28 protein-coding genes and 1 other RNA gene are annotated in these 26,183 nt (G+C 63.8%); 6 read left to right on the top strand and 23 right to left on the bottom strand.

What is annotated here, in order from left to right; all coding sequences use genetic code 11:
* Positions 1-120 precede the first annotated feature (120 nt).
* Positions 121-1,791: a DNA repair protein RecN gene (gene recN, locus HBF24_RS07020; protein WP_167170928.1), complete on the top strand. Its 1,671-nt coding sequence runs from the start codon at positions 121-123 to the stop codon at positions 1,789-1,791.
* 18 nt (positions 1,792-1,809) lie between these two features.
* Here the strand turns inward: recN and HBF24_RS07015 are convergent, their stop codons facing one another.
* On the bottom strand, positions 1,810-2,439 hold the full coding sequence (locus HBF24_RS07015; RefSeq protein ID WP_167170924.1) for a response regulator transcription factor: 630 nt from the start codon (positions 2,437-2,439) through the stop codon (positions 1,810-1,812).
* Positions 2,440-2,522: 83 nt separating this feature from the next.
* Here HBF24_RS07015 and HBF24_RS07010 point away from each other — a divergent pair, with 83 nt between their 5' ends.
* Positions 2,523-4,133: an MASE1 domain-containing protein gene (locus HBF24_RS07010; RefSeq protein ID WP_167170921.1), complete on the top strand. Its 1,611-nt coding sequence runs from the start codon at positions 2,523-2,525 to the stop codon at positions 4,131-4,133.
* Positions 4,134-4,618: 485 nt separating this feature from the next.
* Here HBF24_RS07010 and fur read toward each other — a convergent pair whose 3' ends face one another.
* On the bottom strand, positions 4,619-5,038 hold the full coding sequence (fur, locus tag HBF24_RS07005) for a ferric iron uptake transcriptional regulator (RefSeq protein WP_167170918.1): 420 nt from the start codon (positions 5,036-5,038) through the stop codon (positions 4,619-4,621).
* 150 nt (positions 5,039-5,188) lie between these two features.
* Between fur and HBF24_RS07000 the strand changes: the two genes are divergently transcribed.
* On the top strand, positions 5,189-5,599 hold the full coding sequence (locus tag HBF24_RS07000) for an outer membrane protein assembly factor BamE (RefSeq protein ID WP_343162727.1): 411 nt from the start codon (positions 5,189-5,191) through the stop codon (positions 5,597-5,599).
* 7 nt (positions 5,600-5,606) lie between these two features.
* On the opposite strand, the gene HBF24_RS06995 is transcribed toward HBF24_RS07000, so the two are convergent.
* Positions 5,607-5,888 (bottom strand): RnfH family protein, encoded by a 282-nt coding sequence (locus HBF24_RS06995; RefSeq protein WP_167170911.1) that lies wholly within the window; start codon positions 5,886-5,888, stop codon positions 5,607-5,609.
* A complete protein-coding gene (locus tag HBF24_RS06990) occupies positions 5,881-6,312 on the bottom strand; it encodes a type II toxin-antitoxin system RatA family toxin (RefSeq protein WP_167170909.1) in 432 nt (143 codons plus the stop codon). The genes HBF24_RS06995 and HBF24_RS06990 overlap by 8 nt, the downstream gene beginning before the upstream one ends.
* A 94-nt stretch (positions 6,313-6,406) precedes the next feature.
* Here HBF24_RS06990 and smpB point away from each other — a divergent pair, with 94 nt between their 5' ends.
* The gene (smpB, locus tag HBF24_RS06985) at positions 6,407-6,895 is read left to right on the top strand and encodes an SsrA-binding protein SmpB (protein WP_167170907.1); all 489 of its coding nucleotides are present in this window, start codon (positions 6,407-6,409) and stop codon (positions 6,893-6,895) included.
* Positions 6,896-6,974: 79 nt separating this feature from the next.
* Positions 6,975-7,330, top strand: a transfer-messenger RNA (tmRNA) gene (ssrA, locus tag HBF24_RS06980).
* Between the two features lie 417 nt (positions 7,331-7,747).
* Here ssrA and HBF24_RS06975 read toward each other — a convergent pair.
* The 9 genes from HBF24_RS06975 to HBF24_RS06935 all read right to left on the bottom strand — a co-directional run bounded on the left by HBF24_RS06975 (position 7,748) and on the right by HBF24_RS06935 (position 15,787).
* Positions 7,748-8,230 (bottom strand): helix-turn-helix domain-containing protein, encoded by a 483-nt coding sequence (locus HBF24_RS06975; RefSeq protein WP_167170905.1) that lies wholly within the window; start codon positions 8,228-8,230, stop codon positions 7,748-7,750.
* Between the two features lie 137 nt (positions 8,231-8,367).
* The gene (locus HBF24_RS06970) at positions 8,368-8,574 is read right to left on the bottom strand and encodes a cold-shock protein (RefSeq protein ID WP_167170903.1); all 207 of its coding nucleotides are present in this window, start codon (positions 8,572-8,574) and stop codon (positions 8,368-8,370) included.
* Between the two features lie 295 nt (positions 8,575-8,869).
* On the bottom strand, positions 8,870-9,613 hold the full coding sequence (locus HBF24_RS06965; protein WP_167170901.1) for an S-methyl-5'-thioinosine phosphorylase: 744 nt from the start codon (positions 9,611-9,613) through the stop codon (positions 8,870-8,872).
* A gap of 24 nt (positions 9,614-9,637) precedes the next feature.
* Positions 9,638-10,189: a hypoxanthine-guanine phosphoribosyltransferase gene (locus tag HBF24_RS06960; protein ID WP_167170899.1), complete on the bottom strand. Its 552-nt coding sequence runs from the start codon at positions 10,187-10,189 to the stop codon at positions 9,638-9,640.
* A gap of 22 nt (positions 10,190-10,211) precedes the next feature.
* Entirely contained in the window at positions 10,212-11,216 is a 1,005-nt protein-coding gene (gene nagZ / locus HBF24_RS06955) for a beta-N-acetylhexosaminidase (RefSeq protein WP_167170897.1), read from the bottom strand.
* The gene (locus HBF24_RS06950; protein ID WP_167170888.1) at positions 11,216-11,731 is read right to left on the bottom strand and encodes a CYTH domain-containing protein; all 516 of its coding nucleotides are present in this window, start codon (positions 11,729-11,731) and stop codon (positions 11,216-11,218) included. Before HBF24_RS06950 ends, nagZ begins: the two co-directional genes overlap by 1 nt.
* Before the next feature lie 12 nt (positions 11,732-11,743).
* Entirely contained in the window at positions 11,744-13,042 is a 1,299-nt protein-coding gene (gene rlmD, locus HBF24_RS06945; RefSeq protein WP_167170885.1) for a 23S rRNA (uracil(1939)-C(5))-methyltransferase RlmD, read from the bottom strand.
* A 71-nt stretch (positions 13,043-13,113) separates the two neighbouring features.
* Positions 13,114-13,725, bottom strand: coding sequence for a YdbL family protein (locus HBF24_RS06940; protein WP_167170882.1), 612 nt, complete (start codon positions 13,723-13,725; stop codon positions 13,114-13,116).
* 70 nt (positions 13,726-13,795) lie between these two features.
* Positions 13,796-15,787, bottom strand: a complete 1,992-nt coding sequence (locus tag HBF24_RS06935; protein ID WP_167170879.1) for a hypothetical protein — start codon at positions 15,785-15,787, stop codon at positions 13,796-13,798.
* A 109-nt stretch (positions 15,788-15,896) separates the two neighbouring features.
* Between HBF24_RS06935 and HBF24_RS06930 the strand changes: the two genes are divergently transcribed.
* Positions 15,897-16,622, top strand: coding sequence for a response regulator (locus HBF24_RS06930; protein ID WP_206064224.1), 726 nt, complete (start codon positions 15,897-15,899; stop codon positions 16,620-16,622).
* Here the strand turns inward: HBF24_RS06930 and recO are convergent.
* From recO to rpoE, 10 genes are all read right to left on the bottom strand, one after another.
* Positions 16,619-17,326: a DNA repair protein RecO gene (recO, locus tag HBF24_RS06925; RefSeq protein ID WP_167171436.1), complete on the bottom strand. Its 708-nt coding sequence runs from the start codon at positions 17,324-17,326 to the stop codon at positions 16,619-16,621. The genes HBF24_RS06930 and recO overlap by 4 nt on opposite strands.
* A 49-nt stretch (positions 17,327-17,375) precedes the next feature.
* Positions 17,376-18,317: a GTPase Era gene (era, locus tag HBF24_RS06920; protein ID WP_167170873.1), complete on the bottom strand. Its 942-nt coding sequence runs from the start codon at positions 18,315-18,317 to the stop codon at positions 17,376-17,378.
* Positions 18,314-18,970, bottom strand: a complete 657-nt coding sequence (gene rnc / locus HBF24_RS06915) for a ribonuclease III (protein ID WP_167171433.1) — start codon at positions 18,968-18,970, stop codon at positions 18,314-18,316. The genes era and rnc overlap by 4 nt, the downstream gene beginning before the upstream one ends.
* A 4-nt stretch (positions 18,971-18,974) precedes the next feature.
* Entirely contained in the window at positions 18,975-19,346 is a 372-nt protein-coding gene (locus tag HBF24_RS06910; RefSeq protein ID WP_167170870.1) for a DUF4845 domain-containing protein, read from the bottom strand.
* A gap of 40 nt (positions 19,347-19,386) precedes the next feature.
* Positions 19,387-20,202, bottom strand: coding sequence for a signal peptidase I (gene lepB, locus HBF24_RS06905; RefSeq protein ID WP_167170867.1), 816 nt, complete (start codon positions 20,200-20,202; stop codon positions 19,387-19,389).
* A 117-nt stretch (positions 20,203-20,319) separates the two neighbouring features.
* Positions 20,320-21,141, bottom strand: a complete 822-nt coding sequence (gene lepB / locus HBF24_RS06900) for a signal peptidase I (protein ID WP_167170863.1) — start codon at positions 21,139-21,141, stop codon at positions 20,320-20,322.
* A gap of 47 nt (positions 21,142-21,188) precedes the next feature.
* On the bottom strand, positions 21,189-22,982 hold the full coding sequence (lepA, locus tag HBF24_RS06895) for a translation elongation factor 4 (protein WP_167170860.1): 1,794 nt from the start codon (positions 22,980-22,982) through the stop codon (positions 21,189-21,191).
* A 154-nt stretch (positions 22,983-23,136) separates the two neighbouring features.
* Positions 23,137-24,579, bottom strand: coding sequence for a Do family serine endopeptidase (locus tag HBF24_RS06890; RefSeq protein WP_167170858.1), 1,443 nt, complete (start codon positions 24,577-24,579; stop codon positions 23,137-23,139).
* A 260-nt stretch (positions 24,580-24,839) separates the two neighbouring features.
* Entirely contained in the window at positions 24,840-25,538 is a 699-nt protein-coding gene (locus HBF24_RS06885; RefSeq protein ID WP_167170855.1) for a sigma-E factor negative regulatory protein, read from the bottom strand.
* Positions 25,535-26,131, bottom strand: coding sequence for an RNA polymerase sigma factor RpoE (rpoE, locus tag HBF24_RS06880; protein WP_167170852.1), 597 nt, complete (start codon positions 26,129-26,131; stop codon positions 25,535-25,537). The genes HBF24_RS06885 and rpoE overlap by 4 nt, the downstream gene beginning before the upstream one ends.
* Positions 26,132-26,183: the final 52 nt, after the last annotated feature.

The raw sequence follows: 26,183 nt of genomic DNA, 5'->3' as shown, positions 1-26,183 counted from the left end.
CGCTCTTGCAAGTGCCAGCGCCGCGTATGGACCGGTTTGCACGGCCTGCGTGCACCCAAGGGCTGGAAGCGCGACCGCCAGCGGCTACAATCGGGCTCTTGTCCAGACATCGATTGACGCATGCTGACGTCGCTCTACGTACGCAATTTCGCCGTGGTCGAGGAAGCGGAGATCAGCTTCGGCCCCGGCCTGACCGTGGTCACCGGCGAAACCGGTGCCGGCAAATCCCTGATGGTCGATGCGCTGATGCTGTTGTCGGGCATCCGCGCCGACAGCGGCATGGTGCGCGCCGGCAGCGAGCGGGCCGAACTGCTGGCCGAGTTCGATCTGGCCGACCTGCCCGAGGCACGCCAGTGGCTGGCTGACGAGGAACTGGACGACGACGACGCCTGCCGTCTGCGCCGGGTGATCCGCGCCGAAGGCAACTCGCGCGCCTGGATCAACGGCCGCCCGGCCAGCCTGGCTCAGCTCTCGGCACTGACCTCGCATATGGTCGAAATCCATGGCCAGCACGAGCACCAGGCGCTGCTCTCGCGCCAGCACCAACTGCGCCTTCTCGACGCCTTTGCCGAGGCCGATACCAGCATCGCGCGGGTGCGTGAACTGGCCGGGCAATGGCGCCAGCTGCGCGCGCAGATAGAAAAGCTCAGCGGCGGCGATGACCGCGAAGGACACATCGAGCTGCTACGCCACGAGCGTGACGAACTGCAGCGCTGGGCACTGGCGCCCGAGGCGCTGCACGAGCTGGAAACCGAACATCGCCGGCTGGCCAATGCCGGTCGACTGCTGGAGGGCGCCAACGGTCTTTCCGACCTGCTCGACGGCGACAGCGAATTTGCCGTGCGCCGGGCGCTGTCGCGCGCCCAGGCCGAGCTGCTGCGTCTGGTCGAGATCGACGAGCGCCTGCAGCCGCTGGCCGCCCTGCTCGACAACGCCGAGATCCAGCTGGACGAGGCCATCGACGGCATCAGCCGCTACGCCAGCGATCTGGACATGGACCCCGAGCGCCTGGAAACGGTCGACCAGCACCTGGTGCATCTGCACGACCTGGGCCGTCGCCACCGTCTGCCGCTGGACGAGCTGGCCGCCAAGGCCGAATCGCTGTCCGCCGAGCTGGACGAACTGGAGGGCGCCGGCGAGGCGGTCGAAAAGCTGCACGGCGACGTGGCTCGCTGCGAGGCCGATTACGCCAACGCGGCCAAGACGCTGAGCCAGGCCCGCGCCAAGGCCGCCGAGCACCTGGGGCGCGAAGTCAGCGCGCTGATGCAGGAATTGGGCATGAGCGGCGGGCGCTTCGAGGTCCAGCTGCAGCCGCAGGCATCCGATACACCGGACGCACAGGGCCTGGAACGCTGCGAATTTCTGGTCAGCGCCAACCCCGGCCAACCGCCACGCGCGCTGCGCAAGGTGGCTTCGGGCGGCGAACTGGCGCGTATCAGTCTGGCCATCGAAGTGGCCGCGCTGGGCCTGGATGCGGTCGGTACCATGGTGTTTGACGAGGTCGACACCGGTATCGGTGGTGCCGTGGCCGAGGTAGTGGGCCAGAAGTTGCGCGCACTTGGCGAACACCGCCAGGCGCTGTGCGTGACGCACCTGCCGCAGGTGGCCGCGCAAGGTCACGCCCATCTCAAGGTCGCCAAGCAAAGCGATGGCCAGGCCACACGCACGGGCATCTCCCGGCTGGATGAAAAAGCCCGCGGCGATGAACTGGCGCGCATGCTGGGTGGCCTGGAAATCACCCGCGAAACACTGGCCCACGCCCGCCAGATGCTGGAAAAAGCGCAGGCCTAAGTCGCGCGCTGCCGGCGCTCAGGCCGGCAGCAAGCCGCGCTCGACGGCCAAGCGATAAAGATCCAGCTCGGAGCCGGCGCCCAGCTTGCCCATCAGGCTGGCGCGGTGGATGTAGATGGTCTTCTGGCCGATGCCCAGCTCGGCGGCCGCCTGCTTGGGCGTGCGCCCCTCGGCCAGCAGCAGGAATACGTCGCGCTCGCGACTGGTCAGCCGGTGCAGCGGGTCCAGCTCCTCGCTGGGGCGGTGCGCACGGCGCCGCTCCAGGTCCGAACTCAGAAAGCGCTTGCCACCCATCACCACACGCAGGCCGGCAACCAATTCCTCCGGCGCCACGCCCTTGGTGACATAGCCGCAGGCGCCGCGACGCAGCGCCTCGGCCACATATGGCTCGCCGTCGTGCATGCTCAGCACCACCAGCCGCGTATCCGGCGCGATGCTGCGCAAGTGCTCGATCAAGGGCAGCCCGCCACCATCCGGCAAGGAAAGGTCGAGCACGGCCAGATCGGGGCGCTCGGCCGTCACCGCCTCCACCGCCTCGTCGGCGCAGCGACATTCGGCGCATACGGCCAGATCATCTTCCATCTCGATCAGGCGCTTGAAGCCCTCGCGCACAATGGCGTGATCGTCTACTAGCACTATCCGGTACATGGCCGTCACTGTAGCGCCAATTGCCACCTCGTGCGCACAGGCGCGTGCGACCGCACTTAGCGGCTACCATGAGCGCCATGTGGATGCGCATTCCCCGATACCTGCAAGGCCCGCTACTGGCGGCGCTGTACTTTCTTGCCTGGCTGGCGCTGTGGCCGACCACCATGCCGATGTGGGTGTTGCCGGCAGGCCTGCGCTTTGGCCTGCTTCTGCTCACGCCGATGCGGCTGTGGCCGTGGCTGATTGCCGGCGAATGGGGCGCCAGCGCGCTGGCCGAGGGCATAACGCATGCACCCCGAATGGCCTGGCAGGCCTTCATGGCTGGAGACGTGCCGGATGTGCTGATTGTGGCGCTGTGCCTGAGCGTCCTGCGCCGCCTTGGCCTGCAAGCCTCGCTGCGCAGCCCGGAGGCTGTCGCCCGCCTGCTGGCTTCGGCACTGGTGACCTGCACCGCCGTGACGCTGGGGGGAGCCACCATCGTCAAGGCCATGCACCCGACGCTGAACCTGCCACGCATTGCCAATGCGCTGGGCGGTGATTTGCTGGGCGAATATCTGGGCGTGCTTTTGCTAGCACCGGTACTGATCATGCTGGTGCGCGAGCGCCCGCATCGCGACACCCTGACGCGGCTGCTGCTGGACGGCCTGCTGGTGCTGCTGCCATCCATGCTGGTGCTGCTGACACTGATGCAAAACACCGACCCATTGCCGCAATTTGCACGCATCCTGTCGCTGTCGCCAGTGCTGTATTTCGCCTTCCGGCATGGCTGGCGCGGCGCCAGCCTGTCGATGCTGGTGATCAACGGCAGCATGATGCTGTTTGCCGATATCATGCAGCGACAGCCGCCGCCGGCCGAAGCCCACCTGTTTCTGGCCGTGGCCGGCACCGCCACACTGATGCTCGGTGCGGCCATTGATGCGCTGCGTCGCTCCAGCAGCCGCCTGGCCATCCAGAACGCACGCCTGGAGGGCGCCAATCGACGTCTGGACCTGCTGGCGCGCCAGCTCAGCGAAGCGGCCCGGCGCAACCTGCGTCTGGAAGAGGATCAGCGTCGCTACATGGCCGCCGAGCTGCATGACGAACTGGGACAGAACCTTACCGCCATCCAAACCCGAGTGAAACTGGCCCAGAACCGGCTGCAGGACGCAGGCCTGGCCGATGTGGCCACCTCCATCAACGACATCCTGGGGCACATGCGCCAGGCCGTGCGCCGACTGCTGGACAACCTGCGCCCCACAGTACTGGACGAGTTCGGCCTGGCCCGGGCACTGGAGGAAGGCCCCATCGCCGATCTGCTACGCAGCGCCGGCATCACCTATCACTTCGAGCTGCATGGCGACATCCGCGGCCTTGACGAAGACACCCGCACCACCATTTACCGCGTCGCGCAGGAGGCCGCCACCAATGCGGTACGCCACGCCATGGCACAAACCTTGTCGCTGCGGGTGCGTGTGGGCGAGCGCCACGGCACGATGCTGGTGCTGCTGGATATCCGCGATGACGGCGTGGGCTTGCCGGAAACGTCGACGCCACGTCGAGGTGGCCGTGGTCTGCAGAGCATGCGCGACCGGGTCACCGCGCTCAGTGGCATCTTCCGCATCCGCACCGTCGAGCGCGGCACCCGCCTGCACATTCTGCTGCGTGCCAACCCGCGCGACAGCGAGGGCGCGGTCGCCGGCGCATTTCTGTCCTGAGGGCCTTTGTAGGGGAAACCTGATAGCGATGTCAGTCGAAGGACGACAGGGACTAGGAAACTTTCCGATACCAGACGCGTAAAGATAGCGTTACGCTTTGTCTCACTGGTGTGGGGGAGTCGCCGCATAGCGGCGATGCGAGTCAATCGTGGGGACGGTTGACTCAAACGGGCGGCAGGAAGCCAGCCCAGCCGGAGTAGAAGCGGATACTCATCGACTCGCGCTCGATGTTCCGCCTTCAAAACGGCATCAGCCGCGTGAAGAACAGGAGTTCTTCCGCGGCCTTTTCTTTTGCGGATCACAAAAAGCACCAGCATCCGGCGCTCTGGAGGATGTTGCGTGCGCCTTGGCGGCGACCATGCGGCTTTGCCCGCCGCGCGATGCGCGCTCTCAGCCCTGAAACAACACATGTCGGCCAGCACAGCCGCCAAGCACAGGACTTACGCTTCCCGCGCCATCAGGAGAGCGTTTAGATCATCGGGTCGCTACCGGCGGGCCTTGCCCTTCGGCCGCACGTACAGCACCAGGCTGTGATCCTCAATGACGTAGCCATAACGATCGGCGATATCGTGCTGAAGACGCTCGATCTCCTCACTGACGAACTCGACGACGGTTCCGTTGTCGATATCGATCATGTGATCGTGATGTTCCCCGCGATCGAGCTCGTAGACCGCCTGGCCACCCTCGAAGTTGTGCTTGATCACCATACCGGCGGCTTCAAACTGGGTCAGCACACGGTATACCGTGGCCAGGCCGATATCCTCCTGGTTGGCCAGGAGGTGCTTGTAGATGTCCTCGGCGGTGAGATGGCGCTCGGGGGATTCTTCGAAAATGTGCAGGATACGGGTGCGCGGGTGCGTGACCTTGAGGCCCGCCTTGCGCAATTCGTGGGATTCCTGATCCATCTCTGATTAACTCCTGGCACCTTAAGCCTGACAGCGCTTAGTGTATCATCCAAAACCTTTGACCAACCGGACGCGAGACGTATGCGAACGCCCTTCCGAAACCTGCTCTGCCTCGCGCTGGCAGGCTCCCTGCTTGCCGGCTGCGGACTGGTGTACAAGCCGCCCGTGCAACAGGGCAACTTCCTGAAGAAGGAAAAAGTCGATCAGCTCAAGCCGGGCATGACCAAACGTCAGGTACTGGTGCTGCTGGGCACGCCGTCGATTGCGTCCCCGTTCGACCACGACCGCTGGGACTATGTGTCTTCGTATACGCCCCGTAGCGGCAAGACCACGCTACGCACGTTCACGCTGTACTTCGACAACGACGTGCTGGCGCGAACCGAGGGCAACTTCTTCAACGAAGATCCAACCAAGCTGCTGAACCAGGCCAAGAAGCTCAAGACCGACTACAACGTCGACGACGAGAGTGGTGACAAGGGACCGGCCACCAAGGACGACACTCCGGTGCTTGGACCGAACAAGAAGGCCCCGCCGGCCAGCGGTGGTCAGCAGGGCGGCTGAGACGCTTTTAGCGGCGCGCGGCGCGTTGGCGCCGCGCCTGCATCGGATCGAGCTTGAGCGGGCGGTAGACCTCCACACGGTCACCGTCGTGCAACACGTGGCCGGGCGTCACCCGACGCCCGAACACACCAAGATCGCCCTCGCCCACGCTCAGCTGCGGACGTTCGCGTTCCAGCCGTGCCTGGCGCAGGGCCTGACCGGCGGTAGTGCCTCGCGGCAGGCTCAGGTCACGCTCGATCACGCCCTGCTCATCGGCATAGACCACCCAAATGTGGATGTGCTCAGCCATAGGCCTTGGCAGCCTCTGTGCAGAAATCGTCCACCATGCGGTTGGCCAATCCTTGAAAGCCCAACTTGAAGGCCATGCCCCCCAGGCGACCGGCGTAGTCGAAATCGAGCACCAGCGATACCTTGCAGCCGCGCTCGCCCAACGCTTCGAAACTCCACACGCCTTCCAGCTTGCGAAATGGCCCCTCCACCAGTTGCATGGTCATGCGCTGCGGCGGCTCACCGATATTGCGCGTGGTAAAGCCCTGGCGGATACCGGCAAACTTCAGCTCCAGGCGCGCGGTGACGGTTTCGCCTTGAACATCCTGCACGGCCGAGTCCACGCACCAGCCAAAGCGCTTGGGGTAGGCTTGAACATCGGTCACCAGTGCATACATCTGTGCGGGTGAATATTTGACCAGGGCGCTGCGGCGGATCTGCGTCACTTTGATTCCTCGACTTCATTCACGGAGCGGCGCGCGCCCGTCGGCGGCGCGCCGTTCACGATACGAACGCTACAGGTTCGAGATTCTAACGGACATGGCCAAAGCGAAGAAAAAAAAGGACACCGGCAGCACCATTGCGCTGAACAAGCGTGCGCGCCACGAGTATCACATCGACAAGCGCTTCGAGGCCGGCATTGCGTTGCAGGGCTGGGAGGTGAAGTCGCTGCGCGCCGGACGCATCAACTTTGGCGACAGCTACGCCATCGTCAAGCATGGTGAAATCTACCTGTTCGGCACCTCCATCCCGCCGCTGATCAGCGCTTCCACCCACGTGGTCGCCGACGACCGGCGCACGCGCAAGCTGCTGCTGCACCGGCGCGAAATCGATGAACTGATCGGTGCGGTGGAGCGCAAGGGCTACACGCTGGTGCCCACAGCGCTTTACTGGAAGGCCAATCATGTGAAGCTGGAGCTTGGTCTGGCGCGCGGCAAGCAGCAGCACGACAAGCGCGCCACCGAAAAGGAGCGCGACTGGAACCGCGAGAAACAGCGCGTGATGCGGGCCAAGAATCCGCCTTCCTGAAAACACCCGGGCAGCCCTTGAATCTGCCCGGCCACGCTCCATATACTGGAGCACTTGCCACGCGCAATTGAGTTTCCCCGGGGGTGTCATGGCTTCGACGGGGGTAGTGATATTGTCTGGTGCATGCCGAGGGGGCGACTTTCCTCGTTAAACCAGTTGCAAAACTTATAGTTGCCAACGACGACAACTACGCTCTGGCCGCTTAAGGCCTAGCCCCGAACCCGTATGTGCCCGTGCGTACAGGTGTAGGGTCATCCACGCGGGATCGCCCGAAGATCGTTGCCTGACGATCAACGGCTAAAACTTTTCAGGCTGGTTCTCCGGCGCGCTTTGTTCACCGTGCTGCCGGGGAATGAGATCCAACGGTGAGCTAAGCATGTAGTACCGGGGATTGAACACCTTCGGACGGCGGTTCGATTCCGCCCACCTCCACCAATACCGGCCGTTTTCGGCCACAAAAAAGCGGGCCTTCAAGGCCCGCTTTTTTTATGTGCATCCACTCACCGCCCACGCCCGGAATGGTGCATATGACCTGCTGTCGGGGCGCGCCTTCTGGAACGCCAGCTCCATTCAAGTGCCCAGTCTTAGCGCTTGACCTAGGCAGTTACTTGCGCCGTTCCCGCATCGCGCCTTTTGCCGATATACCCACCGAAGATGCGCAAAGCCCGCGTTCTCAGAACCGGCATTCGCTGCCCCCGGGCCGTCGTTGCCGGCATGTACAGCGGCCAAGCCGATCGCAGCTCCCTCATGCGAGCCACGGCAGATCGCAGGGGAAATCGCTGACCCGGCGAGGTCACCGTCAAAGCCGCACAGAAAGCCCGGCATTTACCACCTCTCCGGCATGAGCACACGTCAATCTTCGGCGTTACTGTCCTCGAACTGACGACCGATATCGTACAGCGCGGCCAGCGTGCGGCGCGTGGTCTGCACGGCCTCCTCGCCGACCGCCTGCTGCAGCAGCTCATCGACCTGACGGCGCGCGCCCTGCTGAGCCTCGGCTGCGGCCTGCCCGCGCGCCGTCAAGCGAACGTTGAGCCTGCGACGATCGGTGCTGTCCACTTCCCGCTCCAGATAACCGCGCAGCACCAGGGTGTCGACCAACTGGCCCGCGGCCTGCTTGCTGATGCGCATCTGGCGAATCAGCTCACTAAGCGGCACGTCGCCATGCCCCAAGGCCAGGCCGCCGATCACGTACATGCCGTTGCGGGGCAAGTCATCGTAGCCCGCCTTGGCCAGCGCATCGCGCATATGCAGTCCATACGCTGTGCGCGCATGGCGCAGCAATGCCGGCAAGACCACATCCTCGTACCAGTGAGTGTGCGTTGTGGTGTCCATGCAGGCAGCATACGCCCAACATATTTACTGTCAATTTATTTGACTATCACTTTGTTGGACGAAGTCTTTTGGGTCATAAAAAAACCCCGCGCGAACTCGTCGCGCAGGGCTTCAAGAATGCGGATAGTGCAGTAGCTTCAGGCGGCGATCGCCACACCCGAGGCCTGGGCGCCCTTCGGCCCCTGGACGACTTCGAAACTGACGCGCTGTCCTTCCTTGAGACTCCGGAAGCCCGTCGAGTTGATCGCCGAATAATGCACGAACACGTCTTCCCCCCCATCCTCGGGCGCGATGAAACCAAAGCCCTTGGCGTCATTGAACCATTTAACCGTACCAAAACGCATTTGCGTGAACCTCGTTACATGGACCGGATGTGCCAATGTCCGCGCGACAGCTCTCCCCCCCGACACGCGCCCCGGCACACGAGCAGTACGCCATGAATCAAAGCACGACGCAAGTAATTCTTAACGCAATTTCCATGACATGTATGCATCGCGGATATATATGCCAAGACAGGCAATGAAAGATTATCCGGCTTGCTTATCTTTCGCACAGAGCGCTGGATACGAAAACGCCCCAGCTGCAAATCCAGCCGTGGCGCCAAGATAATCGTTTACATGGAAGGGCCAAACAGGCGCTTCAATCGCCGAGCAACGCCAAGAGCAGAGGCGACACCTGCGCTGTGGCAACCCGAAGGTGCTCGAAAATTTCATTCAGACTGATCTCACCCTCGTCCCCACAACCGGCCGCCCAGTTGGCCACCAGGGCGAGGCAGGCATATTCCAGGCCCGCCTCGCGTGCCAGGACGGCCTCGGGCATGCCCGTCATGCCGACCAGATCGCAACCGTCACGGCGCATGCGCGCTATCTCCGCGCGCGTCTCAAGGCGCGGTCCCTGCGTGGCACCGTAGCAACCACCATCCACTACCGCCATGTCGATGCGCCGCGCCGCATCCAGCATGGCCTGGCGCAAAGGCATGGTATAGGGTTCGGTGAAATCGATATGCAGTACTTCGGCGCCTTCCACGTCGCAGAAGCTGGAAAGCCGCCCATGGGTGTAGTCAATCACCTGATCGGGCACAACCAGCACCCGCGGCCCCATATCGTGGCGGATACCGCCCACGGCATTGACGCCAATGACGCGTTGCGCGCCCAGCTCCTTCAATGCCCAGATATTGGCCCGGTAATTGACCCGGTGCGGCGGCAGGCTGTGCGACTCACCATGACGAGCCAGAAAAGCCACGCGCTTGTCGCCGAGCGTGCCGCTGACAATGGCATCGGAAGGAACGCCATAGGGCGTGTCCACCGTATGGCGCTCGATGTTGTTCAACCCGGGAAACTGGTAAAGACCGGTACCGCCAATAACGGCAAGATCAATGGCCATGTCGCTCTCTCGCTTGCACCGCAGTCAGGCCTCACGCAGGGCAAAGATACCCGGCAGGTTGCGGCCTTGTTCGTGATAATCCATGCCATAGCCGAACACGTAACGGTCGGCTACTTCGACGCCATTGAAGTCGGCGTTGATGCCCTCCACCCGGCGCGCGTGCTGCTTGCTGCAGAGCGTGGCCACCAGCACACGACGTGCGCCCCGCGCCAGACAGGCATCACGCACAGCCTTCAGCGTATGGCCCTCGTCCAGTATGTCATCGACCAGCAGTACCGTGCGCCCCTGCATATCGGCCTTGGGCTCGCGCAGCCAATGCAGCTGGCCGCCAGCGGTATCGCCGCGGTAGCGCGTGGCGTGCACGTAATCAAACTCCAGATCGGTGGCAATGGCCAGGGCCAGTTCGCCAGCAAACACCAGCGCGCCGTGCATCACGGTGATGAACACCGCACGCTCGCCATCCAGTTCGGCATCGATGGCCTTGCCCATGCGGGCGATTTCCACACCCAGGGTGGCGCGGTCGAACAGAAGGTCCGAGTGCGCCAGCGCCTCGGCCAAAGATGCATCCGCCTTCATGGCATGTCCTCCTAGAAGTGGTTCAAGCCTGAAGCATGGCCAGGCGAGCGAGAAAACGATCGCGCTGCGGATTGTCGATCAGCGCATCCCAGCCAGCCGCCGCCTCGCCGCGAAGCGTGGCCACGCGGGCACGATCACATGGTGCAAGACCATCCACGGCTTCGATGGCCGCTTCGAAGGCATCGGGTTGGCAGGCCAGGATCAGGTCGCAACCGGCCTCAAGGTGCGCCAGCACGCGCTGGCGCATGGCATCGCCCTCGCCGGCCGCCGCCATGCTGATGTCATCGCTGAACACGATGCCCTCAAATCCCAGCTCCTGACGCAGGATCTGACCAATCCATACCGGCGAGCGACCCGCCGGGGTGTCGTCGATGGCCGGGTAGATCACGTGCGCCATCATCACCGCCTCCACACCCAGGGCGATGCAGTCGGCGAACGGTACCAGGTCCTCGGCGCAGATTGCCTGCATGTCGCGACTGTCGCGAGCGACATCGACATGCGTGTCTTCGGCCACCGAGCCATGGCCTGGAAAATGCTTGATGGTCGCCGCCATGCCGGCCATGTGCATGCCGCGGATGTAGGCATCGGCCAGTTCGGCGACTACCTCCGGGTCGGCATGGAAGGCGCGGTCACCAATGGCGCGATTGCCGCGCGCCAGGTCGATCACCGGCGCAAAACTGATGTCCACGCCCACCGCGCGCATCTCGCTGGCCATCAGCCAGGCGTGCTCTTCGGCCAGGGCACGCGCCAGGCCCGGGTCTTCGCTGTGGCGCTCGCCAATGCGTGCCAGCGGCGGCAAGGCGGTAAAGCCTTCGCGGAAACGTTGCACGCGGCCGCCTTCCTGATCCACGCCGACGATGAAATCATCGTCACCGCGCACCTCGCGCATGGCATCGATCAGCGCCGTAACCTGCTCGCGCGAGACGAAGTTGCGCGCGAAAAGCACCACGCCACTGACCTGCGGCACGCGCAGACGCTCGATATCGCGCGCGGAAAGTTCGGTGCCGGCAATTCCGGTCAACAGCATCAGGCATCCTCCGCGCGGCGCTCGGCCTCGCTCCATTGGCTGTACGGGTAGGCAATCAGCTGATGGTTGTAGTAGCGCGACAACTGGCTCACCTCGCGTCCCAGCCAGTCTGGGTGCGGAAATGGCGCGTCCACTGAAGGCAGCTCGACCTCGGCCACGGCCAGGCCGGCGTTGCTGCCCTCGAATACATCCAACTCGAACAGCGTGCCTTCCACGCGCACGAAATGCCGCATTTTCTCGATCACCCCGTTGCACAACGTCTCCAGCATGTACCGACCGTCGGCATGGGCAATGGCGTACTCGAACTCCTGGCGCTCGATGCCGGCAGTGGCCGACTTGATGTTGAGCCAGGCCTGGTCGCCGGCCAGCCGCACCCGCACCGAGCTGCGCGCATGGCCGGCGCCAATGGCGGCGGCGTCGACCAGATACCCTTGCGCCATGTGCTGGCTGCGCTCGACGTGGTCGCGCCAGCCGTCGCCGGCCAAGAGGAACTTGCGCTCGATCTCGATACCCATGCGCCGGCGCCGTCAGTCGCGCTCGAACAGCGCAATCGACTCCACATGCGCGGTGTGCGGGAACATGTCCATCACGCCGGCTGCGGCCAGTCGAAAGCCGTGCTGGTTGACCAGGATGCCCGCATCGCGCGCCAGCGAGGCCGGATGGCAGGAAACGTACACAATGCGCCGGGTGTGTTTGCCGGGCAGGAACTCCAGCACCTTGTCGGCACCGGCCCGCGGTGGATCCAGCAGCAGCTTGGTCCAATCCTGGCGCGCCCAGGTCGCCTTGCGGTGATCCTCGAACAGGTTGGCGACATGAAACTGCGCGTTGTCGATGCCATTGTGGGTGGCGTTCTCGGCGGCGCGGCGCACCAGGCCATCGTCACCCTCGACGCCGGCCACCTCGGCCACGCGACGCGCCACCGGCAAGGTGAAATTGCCCAGGCCACAGAACAGGTCCAGCACCCGGTCATCCGGCTGCGGATCGAGCAGCGCCATGGCGTGATCGATCATGCGCTGGTTCATGCCGGCATTGACCTGGACAAAATCCAGCGGCCGGAACTTCAGCTCGATATCGTAGGCCGGAATGGCAAACGCCAGCTGCGGGTTGTCCGGATACAGCGGATGCACGCTGTCCAGCCCTTTGGGCTGCAGGAAGATGGCAAAGTCGTGCGCCTTGGCAAATTCGATCAGCAGCTGCTGATCGTGCTCATCCAGCGGCACCAGATGGCGGAACACCAGCGCCACGGTACTATCACCGGCGGCAAACTCGATCTGCGGAATCTCGCGCGCCGCGTGCATGCGGCCAACCAGCTCGCCGATGGCCTCGATCTTCGGACCCAGCGCCGGATGCAGCACCTGACAATGGCGCACATCGGCCACGTAGCGCGGATTGGACTCGCGAAAGCCCACCAGCACACGTTCCTTCTTGGCGACATAGCGCACTGAAAGACGCCCCTTGCGGCGATACGCCCAGGGCTCGTCGGTCAGTGGTTCCAGCCAGCGATCGGGCTTCACCTTGCCGATGCGCTCGAAGTTCTCGGCCAATACGCGCTGCTTGGCTGCGATCTGCGCCTCCGGCGCCAGATGCTGCAGCGAGCAGCCGGCGCACAGGCCAAAGTGCGCGCATTTGGGCGTCACCCGATCGGGCGAGGCCTGGTACACCTCTTCGGTCACCGCTTCATCGAACGAGCGATGGCGGCGCACGGTGCGTGCGCGTACCCGTTCACCGGTCAGCGCGCCGGCCACGAACACGGCCTTGCCGTCGATGCGGGCCACGCCGCGGCCATCATGGGTCAGGTCGGTAATGTCTACGTCGGCTATCTTCATGAATCAATATGCAAACGCCCGGACCTTGCAAACGTCCGGGCGAAAATAACGAATGAAACGATCACCTGGAACTACTTGCGCTTCCAGTGACCGGAGGCGTCGCGATAGTACCAGCCTGACTGGGCTTTCTTAATCCACAGCTGGGCAAAGGTGCTGCGAATGTCCGACTGCCAGTCCGGATGACCGTTGGCGTTGGCAATCTCGCGATACAGCGCCTGCCGATCGCGGTTCTCGGCCGCCACCGTCGACTTGAGCGCCGCGCGCTGGCTCAACGGCACCTTGCCGGCATCACGCACGGCCACCATGCCATCCTGGGTGAAGCCAACCGCACCATCATTCAGCCATGACTTCAGATGCTGCTGGAAGCGTTGTTTCATCGCATCGTGCAGCTTGTCGATAGCGGGGGTATGGATACGCAGGTTCGGGCTGGCCGCATGGGCGGCTGGAATCAGGAGGTCGAACACGCTGGCCGATGGCTGGTTCCCGGGCGGCTGTTGCTGCTGAGACTTGTCCGCGTCCTTCTGATCTTGCGGCTGTGCGGTGGCCTGCTCGCTCAGCACCGATCCAATGAACTGGTCGGCCGCTTTCTTTGCCGCAGCTTCGGGAAAATACACATTGATGGTGACGCAGCCAATCAGGCTTACCGCCACCAGGGCCATCAGGCCGAACCACGCCTTGCGCATGCGCTTGCTCCTTCGCCAATACAATGAAGATGATCCCATACCTGCCACGCTTCCTGCAGGGAGCGGCGTCTCAACGCACCACCGGCCCGCCACTTTTGGTGGCCGCTTCCAGACGATTGACCAGGGTGGGCCAGCTGACGCGGCGCTGATGGCCGATCACGCTAAGGTGGGGAAGACCGCGTCCTTCCACGATGGTAAAGCCATTGCCGTCGGGCTCCAGCCCACCCATGTGGCACACCGAGCCCTGAAGCTTGCAGCGCAGGCCAATGCGCCTGTAGCCGAAGCTGTCAAAAAGCTTCAGCACCACGCCCTGCAGGCCACCGGCCATACCGCCGCCGCCCACCGACGTCAGGTTGTTCACGGCGCGCTGGCTGATGCGTCCACCGCTGTCGGCCAGCAGCTCGGCATCGAAGGCCACCGGCGACCAGTCGACCAGCCGCAGGTCGTTCACATGCCCGTGCAGGCGACCGGTGATCGAGCCAAAGTCGAACACCGAGGTGATCTTGGCCAGGTCCAGCGCCTTGAGGTTCATATCACCGGCCAGCACCGGCGCATTGCCGAAGGGGTGCTCCAGCGACAGTCGCGTGACATCGACAAAGCCATCGAAAACGTTGAGCGAGAGCCCACCGTCAAGGTCGAAACGACCATTCTGATAGCGCAGCCCCGGAATGGAGCCGGCAAGCGTACCGGGAAACTGCGGCCAGCCCAGTACCTTGCACAGGGATTTCAGATTGATGCCGGTGAGCGCCAGCGCCGTGTCCAGCCTCTGCCCCTTGCTGGCGGCAGGCCGCCAGTCCAGTTGCGAGACCACCAGTTGCCCACCCAAGACCGGTACCGATAATGGTTGAGTCAGCGCCAGCGCACCGCCCTTCGATTGCCAGTGGGCGGTCGACGCGCCGTTGGGGATACGATACAGCTTGAGCGCCGACCAGCTGAGCGTGGTGGCCGGCAGCGAACCGTGGGCAATCCAGTCGATACCACCATCCAGATTCTGGATGTCGAAGCGCCCTTGCGCATCGCTCACATCCATGTGGTTGGCGTCCAGTGACAGCCGATTCAGTCCTTTGACCCCGAAGGCCACCTGCGCGCCAAGACCACCACTGACATGCAGGTTCTCAAAGCCGGCCTGATCCAGCCAGCTGCGAGCATAACGTCGATAGGCGGCCGGAAAACTGGCCTGTACATGATCCAGATCCAACCGTGCCAGGTCACCCTGGTGATTGAAGTCGATGCGGCCATTCAGTCGCAGTGCGTCCGGATCGCTGAAGCGCAAATCGCGCAGCGAGATCCCCTGCGCCCCGGCCAGCGCTGTCAGCGTCAAACGCACAGGGTGGGAGGGTAATTGCGCATATAGCGGACCCAACAATACCTGCCCGTGACTCAGGGTGGTGTCCACCGATATCTTGACCGGCTTTACACGGGTATCCAGCGAAAAATGGCCATCGGCGCTCAGCTTCTGTGCAGCGATGGAGCCACCGGTCGAATCGATGCCGGCCCCCGTCAGTTTGAATTGACCCGAGGTCTGTACACCGTCGCTCAGCACGTCCAGAGCCAAGCGTCCATCGACACGGCCTGACTTGAGCTTGCCAGCGGACCAGGCCTGGCTGAGCAAGCCCTGCAGCCACCCCAGTGGCACGGCATCAAGCGTTACCTGTGCATGCGTGGGCATATCCAACGGCAAGGCGGCAGAGGCCTGCGCCTTGGCTTGTGAAAGGGAAACCTCAAGCGTGTTGGCGTCGCCATCAACGGCGATGTTCAGTGTACCGTCGCCCATCATTCCGCCTGGCGCGTGTCTAAGCTTCAGCGCACCGGCCAGCTGCCAGCGTTGCTGGGCCTGACGCGTCACCTGTCCCTGAAGATGCACGGCGACGTGGTGCCAGCCCATCGCAGGCACCTGCGCCGAGGCTGCGTCCAGTGTCACCGCCAGGTTGCCGTCAGGGTCGTTGGACAGCACCAGATGCAGCTTGCTGAAGTGCATATCACCCACACTCAGCTCATCGGCCTGCACGTCGATACCTGCCCTCGCCCCGGCGCTGAAAAGCGCCAGGCAAACCAGCAACATCAAGGCCGCGAAACGGACCGTTCCGGGGACATGGCTTGATCGAAACTGCATAGCGCGCCATTGTGCCAAAATTAAGCGTAACGCCGTGACAACGGACCGCATGACTTCTATGGCGCATCGCCCTCAGGCTTCCTCCACGCTGCCGCGCGTGCTGCTGGCCGAGGATGACACCACCAGCCGGCACTTCCTGGCCGAGGCGCTGCGCAGCCTGGGTTGCCAGGTACAAGGCTGTGCCGATGGCGCCGAAGCGCTCGCTCAGTGCGAGCGTCACGACTTCGATCTGCTGATTCTTGACTGCCGCATGCCGCACGCGGGTGCCGAACAGATCATCAGCCACCTGCGTGACGCGACGCATTGGCCTTCACATGCATGCCCGGCGGTTGCCACCAGCGCCGACATTACTCCCGAACGCGATAGAGCACTTCGCGATCACGGCTTTGTCGATGTACTGCAGAAGCCGCTGGCGCTCGACGAGCTGGAAAACTGTTTACAACGGCACCTGGCGCATGCCGCGCCGAGTTCACTGCTGGACGATGAAGCCGCACTGCTCACCTGCGGCAACGCCGATACCCTGCGTGCCCTGCGCCGGTTGTTCCTGGACGAGCTCGACCGCCTGCACGACGAGTGGCAGCGACCACCATCTCCCGAAGCAATGATCGAGCGCCTGCACAGGCTCAAGGCCTCATGTGGGTTCTGCGGCGCACGGGCGCTTGCCGCACAGGCGCAACGCCTGCGCCAACAAACAGAGCTCGGCAGCCAAACGATTGAGCCGGCGCTGCACGATTTTCTCGATACACTGATGGCCACACGCAAGGCGCTGGCCGAGCAGACCTAGCGTGGCGTACGGGTAGCGCGCAGCACACTCCAGGCATTCAGTTGACCGCCGCCCAGGTGATGGCCAATCTGCACGCGCATCAGCTTGCGCAGGTCGCGTAGATCCTCGATCGAGGGGCACTGATCGGCTTCCAGCGCCAGCAGCGCCTGACCGCGCACGGTACCTGGCCCATGCGCGGCGGGCACGGCGCCCTGCTCGGGCAGATAGCGGTAGATCGCCTGCGCCTGGATCGGCTCGCCGCTCTCGGCCTCGTAGCGCAGTTGCAGTCCGTAACCGAGTTCGGCCAGAAGATCGCGCTCGAAACGGCGCAGCGCCCAGGCCAGCTGACCGGGCTGCGGCAAACGCTCCAAGGTGCGTCGATAGGCCTCGAATAGGCCCGGCTGCGCATCGTGACGCGCGCTCAAGCGCACCACCAGCTCGTTGATGTAGAGCCCACCCAGCAACGCATCGCCGCGCAGGCGCCGTGGCGCATCGCAAGGCTCGGCCGCGCGCAGCGTCGCCAGCTCGCCGCGCAGGCTGAAATCCACATGCAGCGCCTGGAACGGCTCCAGCTGCGAGCGCGAAAGCTTCGGGCGCTGACCTCGTACGCCGCGCGCGACCACGCCGACGCGGCCGTAATCGCGTGTCAGGCACTCCAGCAGCAACGAGGTTTCCCGGTACGCGCGCCCGTGCAGCACATAGGCCGGCTGCTGCTCGATCAGCATCATGCGACGGTCACCCGCCGGCGTGCGACAGCCATGGTGAAACCTGTGATCAGTCGGTGTAGCCGAAGCGCTTCAGCGCCGTTTCGTCGTCCACCCAACCTTCGCGCACCTTCACCCAAAGGCGCAGGAACACGCGGCGATCGAAAAGACGCTCCATGGCCCGGCGCGCGCCACTGCCAACGGCTTTGAGCTGCGCGCCGCCCTGGCCGATGACGATGGCTTTTTGCCCATCGCGCTCGACCCAGACCACGGCATGCACTTCGGTGACGCCATCTTCGCGATCGCGAAACTGCTCGATTTCCACCGTTGTCGCGTAGGGCAGTTCCTGCTCCAGGCGCAGCATCAGCTGCTCGCGCACCAACTCGGCGGCCAGGAAGCGCTCGGAGCGGTCGGTGACGTCATCCGGGCCGAAGATCGGCGGCTGCTGCGGCAGGCGCGACAGAATGCCTTGCTGGATGGCTTCCAGCCCCTTGCGCTTGAGCGCGCTGACGTAGAACACCTCGTCGAAACTGCGCTCTTCCAGCAGCTTGGACACGAACGGCAACATGGCGCCCTTGTCCTTGAGCTTGTCGACTTTGTTCACCACCAGCAGACGCGGTACCGACTGCGCGGCCAGCGCGTCGTAAACGGCCTCGTCCTCGTCGGTGAAACGCCCGGCCTCGATCACCTGCACGCCCAGATCGACCTCGGCCATGGCGCTGCGCGCGGCACGGTTGAGGCTGCGATTCATGGCCTTGCGCGCACCGCGGTGCAGACCGGGCGTGTCGACGTAGAGAATCTGTCCTTCATCGCTGGTGGCGATGCCCAGGATGCGATGGCGCGTGGTCTGCGGCTTGGGGCTGACGATGGACAGGCGCATGCCGATCAGGGCATTGAGCAGCGTCGACTTGCCCACGTTGGGCCGCCCCAGCAGCGCCACGGTACCGCAGCGAAAGTCCTCGCCGGTGTCGCCGTCATGGGAAGGTGCGTTGTTTGACTCGTGCTCGCTCACGCCGGGTCCTGCTCTGTCAGATGCTTGAAAATGGTTTCGGCGGCCGACTGCTCGGCGGCGCGGCGGCTGCCGGCGCGCCCTTCGGCACGCAGCGGCTCGGGATCGGCGATTTCGCAGACCACGTCAAAGGTTTTGGCGTGATCCTCACCATAGCTGGCAACCAGCTCGTACTGCGGCAGCCCGTGACCACGCGCTTGCAGCCACTCCTGCAGCCGGGTCTTGGCGTCCTTCTGCGACCGCGGCGTGCTGGCCACGCGCTGGCCGAACAGCTGGCGAACCAGCTCACGGCAGGCATCAAAACCTCCGTCCATGTATACCGCTGCAATGATCGCCTCGAAGGCATCGGCCAGGATCGAATCGCGCCGGAAACCGCCGCTCTTGAGCTCGCCGGGCCCAAGTTTCAAGGCATCGCCCAGTGCCAGCTCACGCCCCAGCACCGCCAGCGCCTGGCCGTTGACCAGCTGCGCGCGCAGCCTGGAAAGCTCGCCCTCGCTGGCGTGCGGGTGGGCTTCGTAAAGCATTTCGGCCACCAGCATGTTGACCAGGGCATCGCCCAGGAACTCCATGCGCTCGTTGTTGGGCCGGCCCACGCTGCGGTGGGTCAGCGCCAGGTCGAGCAGATCGGGCTGGCCGAAGCGGTAATCGAGTTTCACGGATTTAATAGACACTGCCCTTCAAAGGTACGGTGTGATCGAAATGAAGCAGGAAATCGATGTTGTAGACGAAGTGGATGCGCTGGTCGTAATCGACATGCAGGCTGGTGCCGCCGTCGCGCTGCGGGAAGGTGATCGAGTCAGGCTTGATGTCGTCGGCGTACTGGAAGCTGAGCTTGTACATGAAGTCGCGGCGCACCTCGTTGAGCGACTGCCCGTTGAGCCCCTCGCTGGACACCTGATTCATCGCCTTGACGATGGAGTAGTAGCGCAGGTAGGCCGGCACCAGCTTCATGGCCATGATCGCGAAGAAGCCGGCGATCAGCAGGATGAAGATGAAGCCGATGATGGTCATGCCCGACTGTCTGGATTTCATGCTTGTCCCTCTGCGGCGCCAGCCGCCCCCTTGATGACAGTTAATCAATCGTCTTGCCGATACGCGAGAACGCGATGCCGTGATCCCAGCTGAACCATATCAGGAACGCCTTGCCAACCAGATCCTGCTCCGGCACGCAGCCGTGATAGCGGCTGTCCTCGCTGTTGTCGCGATTATCACCCATCACGAAGTAGCAGTGCGCCGGCACCACCGGTGGGTTGATGGCGCTGGGCACGCCCGGGGCGCGATTGATCAGCGGCATCTCGATGATCTTGTGCGTGACATCGCCCAGGCGCTCCTCGCGCACCTGGCCGCGGTACTGCATGACGTAGGCATCTTCCTGATCTTCCGGATTGCCTTCATACGGACCGATCGGCGTGGAATTGACCGGCTGGCCGTTGATCCAGACCTTCTCGCCACGCACCACCACGTGGTCACCCGGCAGGCCGACAATGCGCTTGATCCAGTTCTCGCTGGGCTTCCAGGGCGGACGGAACACCACCACATCGCCACGCTTGGGCTCGCCGATGGACACCACCTTGGTACGGAACACCGGCAGGCGCAGGCCATAGTCGAACTTGTTGACCAGGATGAAGTCGCCGTCCTTGAGCGTCGGCATCATCGAGCCGGACGGAATGCGGAATGGTTCTGCCACGAACGAGCGCAGGATCAGCACCGCCAGCACCACCGGAAACAGCGAGCGCGACCAGTCCACGTACCAGGGCTCGGCCACCGGCTGGCCGCGCTCGGCAGCGCGGCGCGCGCGCGCCTTGCGCAGCGCCAGAATATCCAGCGCCCAGACGATGCCGAACACCACCGTAAGGCCCAGCAGCAACGCCGCGAAATCAAGTTCCATGCCTACTCCTGATCGCCGCCCGCGGGCAGCGGCTTTTGGTCAAGCCGGCCGCCGGGGCCAGCCTGCAGGGCGCGCCACGTCAGGCTGCCTGCTGATGCGGATCGTCACCGATCCGGCTCAATGGATCAACGACCCGATGCGTGAGAAGGCCACACCATGATCCCAGCTGAACCAGATCATGAAGGCCTTGCCGACCATATCCTTTGCCGGTACGCAGCCGTGATAGCGACTGTCGGCACTGTCATCGCGGTTGTCACCCATGACGAAATAGCAATGCGCGGGCACTACCGGCGGGTTGAACGGACCAGGCACACCCGGCGCGCCGCCATCGCGGGCGTTGATGGCCGGCATCTGCACGATGGTGTGGCGCACCTGGCCCAGGGTCTCCTTGCTGACCGTGGCGCGATAGGCACGCAGCGTTTCCGCTTCGCGCGAATGATCGCCCGGCGCGTTGTACGGGCCGATCATGTCGGTATGCAGCTGCTTACCATTGATCCAGACCTTCTCACCACGCACCACCACATGGTCGCCCGGCAAACCGACGATGCGCTTGATCCAGTCCTCCTCGGGCTTCCACGGCGGGCGGAACACCACCACGTCACCGCGCCTGGGTTCACCCAGCGACAGAAACTTGGTGTGCCACACCGGCAAGCGCAGACCATAGGCAAACTTGTTGACCAGGATGAAATCGCCCACGCGCAGGGTCGGCATCATCGAGCCGGACGGAATACGAAACGGCTCGGCCACGAACGAGCGCAACACAAACACCAGTGCCAGCACCGGAAACAGTGCGCGCGCCCAGTCCACCGCCCACGGCTCGGCAGCTTCCTCGCCTTGCCGGCGGCGCCGGCGACGGCGCAGCCAGGCCACGTCCAGCAGCCAGACCAGGCCGGTCAACGCACACAGCGCCAGCAATATCAGGGAAAAATCAGCCGCCACGGACAAAAGCTCCCGGCATGGCGGCCGTCGGACGCTGTGTTCCCACGTTACTTGCCATCCACCTTCAGCACGGCCAGGAAGGCCTCCTGCGGAATCTCCACACGGCCAACCTGCTTCATGCGCTTCTTGCCTTCCTTCTGCTTCTCCAGCAGCTTGCGCTTGCGGCTGACATCGCCGCCATAGCACTTGGCCAGCACGTTCTTGCGCAGCGCCTTGACGGTGGAGCGGGCAATCACCTGCGAACCGATGGCGGCCTGGATGGCGACATCGAACTGCTGGCGCGGAATCAGCTCCTTCATGCGCTCGACCAGATCGCGGCCGCGACGATCGGCATGGCTGCGGTGCACGATCAGGCTCAGCGCATCGACGCGATCGCCGTTGATCAGCACGTCCACACGCACGAACGGGCCGGCGTCAAAACGCAGGAAGTGGTAGTCCATCGAGGCGTAGCCGCGCGAGACCGACTTCAGGCGATCGAAGAAGTCCAGCACCACCTCGGCCAGCGGCAGCTCGTAGGTGATCTGCACCTGTGTGGCCAGATACTGGATGGAGCGCTGCAGGCCGCGCTTTTCTTCGCACAGCGTGATCACCGCGCCGACGTGTTCGTCCGGCACCAGGATCGAGGCCAGGATGATCGGCTCGCGGATCTCCTCCACCTGCGGCGACGAAGGCAGATCGGCAGGATTGTCCAGCTTGACCGTTTCGCCGTCGTTCTTGAGCAGCTCGTAGACCACGGTCGGCGCGGTGGTAACCAGGTCCAGGTCGTATTCGCGCTCCAGGCGCTCCTGCACGATTTCCATGTGCAGCATGCCCAGAAAGCCGCAGCGGAAGCCAAAGCCCATCGCCTCGGAGGACTCGGGCTCGAAGAACAGCGCGGCATCGTTCAGGCGCAGCTTGTCCAGCGCCTCGCGCAGGTTCGGGTAATCGTCGGCCGAGACCGGAAACAGGCCGGCGAACACGCGCGGCTGCATTTCCTGGAAACCCGGCAGCGGCTTGTCCGCCGGATCACCCGCCAGGGTCAGCGTGTCGCCAACCGGCGCGCCGTGTACGTCCTTGATGGCGGCATTGACCCAGCCAACCTCGCCGGCACCGAGCCTGGCCAGCTTCTTGCGCTTGGGCGTGAACACGCCGACCTCGTCCACGCCGTGCGAGCGGCCGGTGGACATCACCTGGATTTTCTCACCAGGTTTGAGCTCGCCCTGCATCACGCGCACCAGCATGACCACGCCCAGGTAATTGTCGAACCAGGAGTCGATGATCAGCGCCTGCAGCTTGTCGGTATCGCGCGGCTTGGGCGGCGGGATGCGTGCAACGATGGCCTCGAGCACCGCTTCCACGTTCAGCCCGGTCTTGGCGCTGACGGCAATCGCATCGTCGGCATCCAGGCCAATCACAGCCTCGATTTCAGCCTTGACCTTCTCGGTATCGGCGGTGGGCAGGTCGATCTTGTTGAGCACCGGCACCACTTCCAGCCCCTGCTCGACCGCGGTGTAGCAATTGGCCACCGACTGCGCCTCGACGCCCTGGGCTGCATCGACCACCAGCAGCGCGCCCTCGCAGGCGGCCAGCGAGCGGCTGACTTCATAGGAGAAGTCGACGTGGCCGGGCGTGTCGATGAAGTTCAGCTGGTAGGTCTTGCCATCTTGGGCCGTGTACGGCAGCGACACCGACTGCGACTTGATGGTGATGCCGCGCTCGCGCTCGATGGGATTGTTGTCCAGCACTTGCTGGGCCATCTCGCGCTCGGTCAACCCCCCGCACAGCTGGATGATGCGGTCGGCCAGCGTGGACTTGCCGTGGTCGACGTGGGCGATGATCGAAAAGTTGCGAATCAGGTCCATGGAATACGTGCTTGGAAGGAGGTGATCGGCGTACGACGCGCGTACAGCAAGATGCCGCCCGGCTTCGGGCGGCACAACGCGTCATTATCGCATGGAACGCCTTGCCGTCGCAGTGGCCGGCTGCCATCGGCGCCGGCCACTGCAGGCAAAGCTGTCAGTCACCCTTCTCGGGCACGGTAACGGTGACGAAGCCGGAGTTGCCCTGGCTGTCGCGCACCAGCAGCAGCACCGTCTGGCCAGGCTTGAGATGCGCCGTCAGCTTGTGGAACTCGGCCACGCTGGTCACCTTGTGCTGGCCGACCATCATCACGACGTAACCCGGACGCAGGCCCGACTGGGCGGCATCGCGACGCGTCACGCGCTGAATGACCACGCCACCATCGCCCTTCTTCATGCCCAAAGCCTCACGCTGGTCGCTGGTGAGACCCTCGACCGTGAAGCCCAGCTTGGCGCTGCTGTCAGCGCCACCGCCCTGGCTCCAGTCAGCATCGCTGCCATCGCGGGGCATGGCATCGAGCTTGGCTTTCAGGTGCTCGATCTTGCCCTGATGGAAGACTTTCAGCGTGATCTGCGTGCCGGGCTTGGTCGCCGCCACCATCGGCGGCAGGTCGCCCGCCGAGTCGATGTCGTGACCGTTATAGGCCAGCACCACGTCACTGGGCTGCAAGCCGGCCTTGGCCGCGGCGCTGCCCGGCTTGACCTTCACCACCAGCGCACCGACGGCGCGCTTCATGCCCAGGCCCTTGGCCTTGTCGGCATCGACCTCACCCATGTAAACGCCCAGCTGACCACGCGCAACGTAGCCATTCTTCTTCAGTTGCTGGACCGCGTTCATCGCCTCATTGATGGGAATGGCGAATGACACGCCCATGTAACCGCCGGTCTTGGAATAGATCTGCGAGTTGATGCCCACGACCTGACCATCCAGATTCAGCAGCGGACCACCGGAGTTGCCCGGGTTGATCGGCACGTCGGTCTGGATAAATGGGGTGTACTGCTGATCCTGCGCACCCAGCGCGCGGTGCGTGGCACTGACGATGCCCTGGGTCACGGTGTAATCGAACGCGAACGGCGAACCGATGGCCAGCACCCACTGCCCGGTCTGCAGCGAGCTGGAATCACCGATAGTGACTGTCGGCAAGTCCTTGGCCTTGATCTTCAGCAGGGCGATGTCATAGAGCTTGTCGGTGCCTACCACCTTGGCCGTGAACGTGCGTCGATCCTGCAGGCGAACGGTCACCTTGTCGGCATCGTCGACCACATGGTCGTTGGTCAGAATGTAGCCGTCGTTGGAGATGATGAAACCCGAACCCAGCGACGCATGCGCAGGATCGGTCGGCTGCGACGGCATGCCGGGAATGCCAAAGAAGCGCCGCAGAATTTCCGGCGGCACGCCACCTTGACCCGGCATGCCAGCCTGGCGCCCCATATCCGGATGATCGCCGTTGTACTTGGCCTCGATGCGCACCACCGCCGGTGCGTTCTTCTTCACGATGCCCGTGAAGTCAGGCAGCTGCGCCGCATTGGCCGCGGCGGCGGTGCATACCAGACAAAGCAGGGCAAACCATGCGCTCACGCGCATCGTCATTTTGCTCATCAGTGACGACCTCCATTATTTCCATCAAAACGAGCAGTGCGAAAATCAAGCCTCGCACCGCAACGATGGTTTGGATAACGCTTGGCGGCGTTAAGTTCCGTGAAATTCGCCAATTCGAGAATTTTTCGCCTGTTTTATAAGCACTTGCATCCCAAATGCGCAAAACAGCCGGACACGGAAAAGCACCCCGCGCTGACACGGGATGCTTTTCCTCCACGGTAATCGGTACACGCCCGAGGCTGGGCGTAGGCGGTGCGCCGTTATTGCGGGCGCACCTGGGCTGCGCCGGCATGCCGGCCGTTCACCGGCATCATGATGATGTACTGCCCATCATTGTGCGCCTGCATGTGCGAAGCGGGACGATGGATATTCATGTACGGCGCCATCTGCTGTGAATAAGCGGCAGGCATGATGATGTTGCCGCTGGAACCGTCCACTGTGGCCGATGCAGGCTGCGCGCTTTGCAAGGCAGAGTTTCCGGCCAGCAGCCAACGCGGCACCTGCGCCGCCTGTGAAGGCTGCGGCGGTGTGGCCGAAGCCACCGTGCGCGCATTGGGTTGCGTAGCGGCCGAAGGCACACTGACACTGGCCGTCGGCGCGTTGCCGGTCGAAGGCGAAGCGCCTTGCGGCTGCGCAATCATCAGGGCCACAGCAGCGACACCCGCCGCAATGGCACCACCAGCCGACCAGCGCACCCAGCCGCGCCGCGCGCCGGCCACCCGACCTGGCAACGCATCGACATCCAGCCGTTCGATACCAGCCATCACACGGTCGGCAAAACCTGCACTGGCGGGCGACACACCCTGCTGGCGCATGGCGTCACGCGCAACATGGTAACGGCTCCAGACCGCGCCGGCCTCGGCGTCAGCCTGGAGGCGGCGTAGTGCAAAGCGCACCTGGTCACGCGACAGCTGCCCGTCCATGAGGGCGGAAAGCGTTTCCCGGTTTGCTTCATTCATGATGTCGGCTCCTCCCGATGGGATAGCAGCGGCTTCAATTGCTGATCGATGGCTTCACGCGCACGGAAAATGCGTGAACGCACAGTGCCGATGGGACAATGCATGGCCTCGGCGATTTCCTCGTAGCTGAGCCCATCCACTTCACGAAGCGTGATGGCGGTGCGCAGCTCGTCCGGTAAAGCTTGGACAGTGGAAAATACCGTTTGTTCAATTTCCTGGCGCATCATTTCGCGCTCAGGTGTCGCCGTTTCGTGAAGACGCTCGGCGCCGGAGACATACACCGCATCATCGGCGGCAATGTCATCGGTGGGGGGGCGCCGCCCCATCGCCACCAGATGATTCTTGGCGGTGTTGACGGCAATCTTGTACATCCAGGTGTAGAAAGCGCTGTCACCACGGAACGAAGCAATGGCACGCCAGGCACGCACGAAGGCCTCCTGCGCCACATCCTCGCACTCGCTGCGATCGGCCACATAACGCGAGATCAGGGCCACCACCTTGTGCTGATACTTGCGCACCAGCAGGTCGAACGCTCGCTTGTCACCTTTTTGCACACGCTCGACGAGCGTGCGATCCAATTCGTTATCGCCCATGCCGGGCTGTTCTCCCTTGCAACGCCGGTAGCGGGCCGAGCGTCACGTTGTG

This window comes from Oleiagrimonas sp. C23AA, from assembly GCF_011759385.1.
GTDB lineage: Bacteria > Pseudomonadota > Gammaproteobacteria > Xanthomonadales > Rhodanobacteraceae > Oleiagrimonas.
The sequence above is the reverse complement of the archived record's forward strand: the minus strand, read 5'-3'. Positions and strand labels throughout refer to the sequence as shown.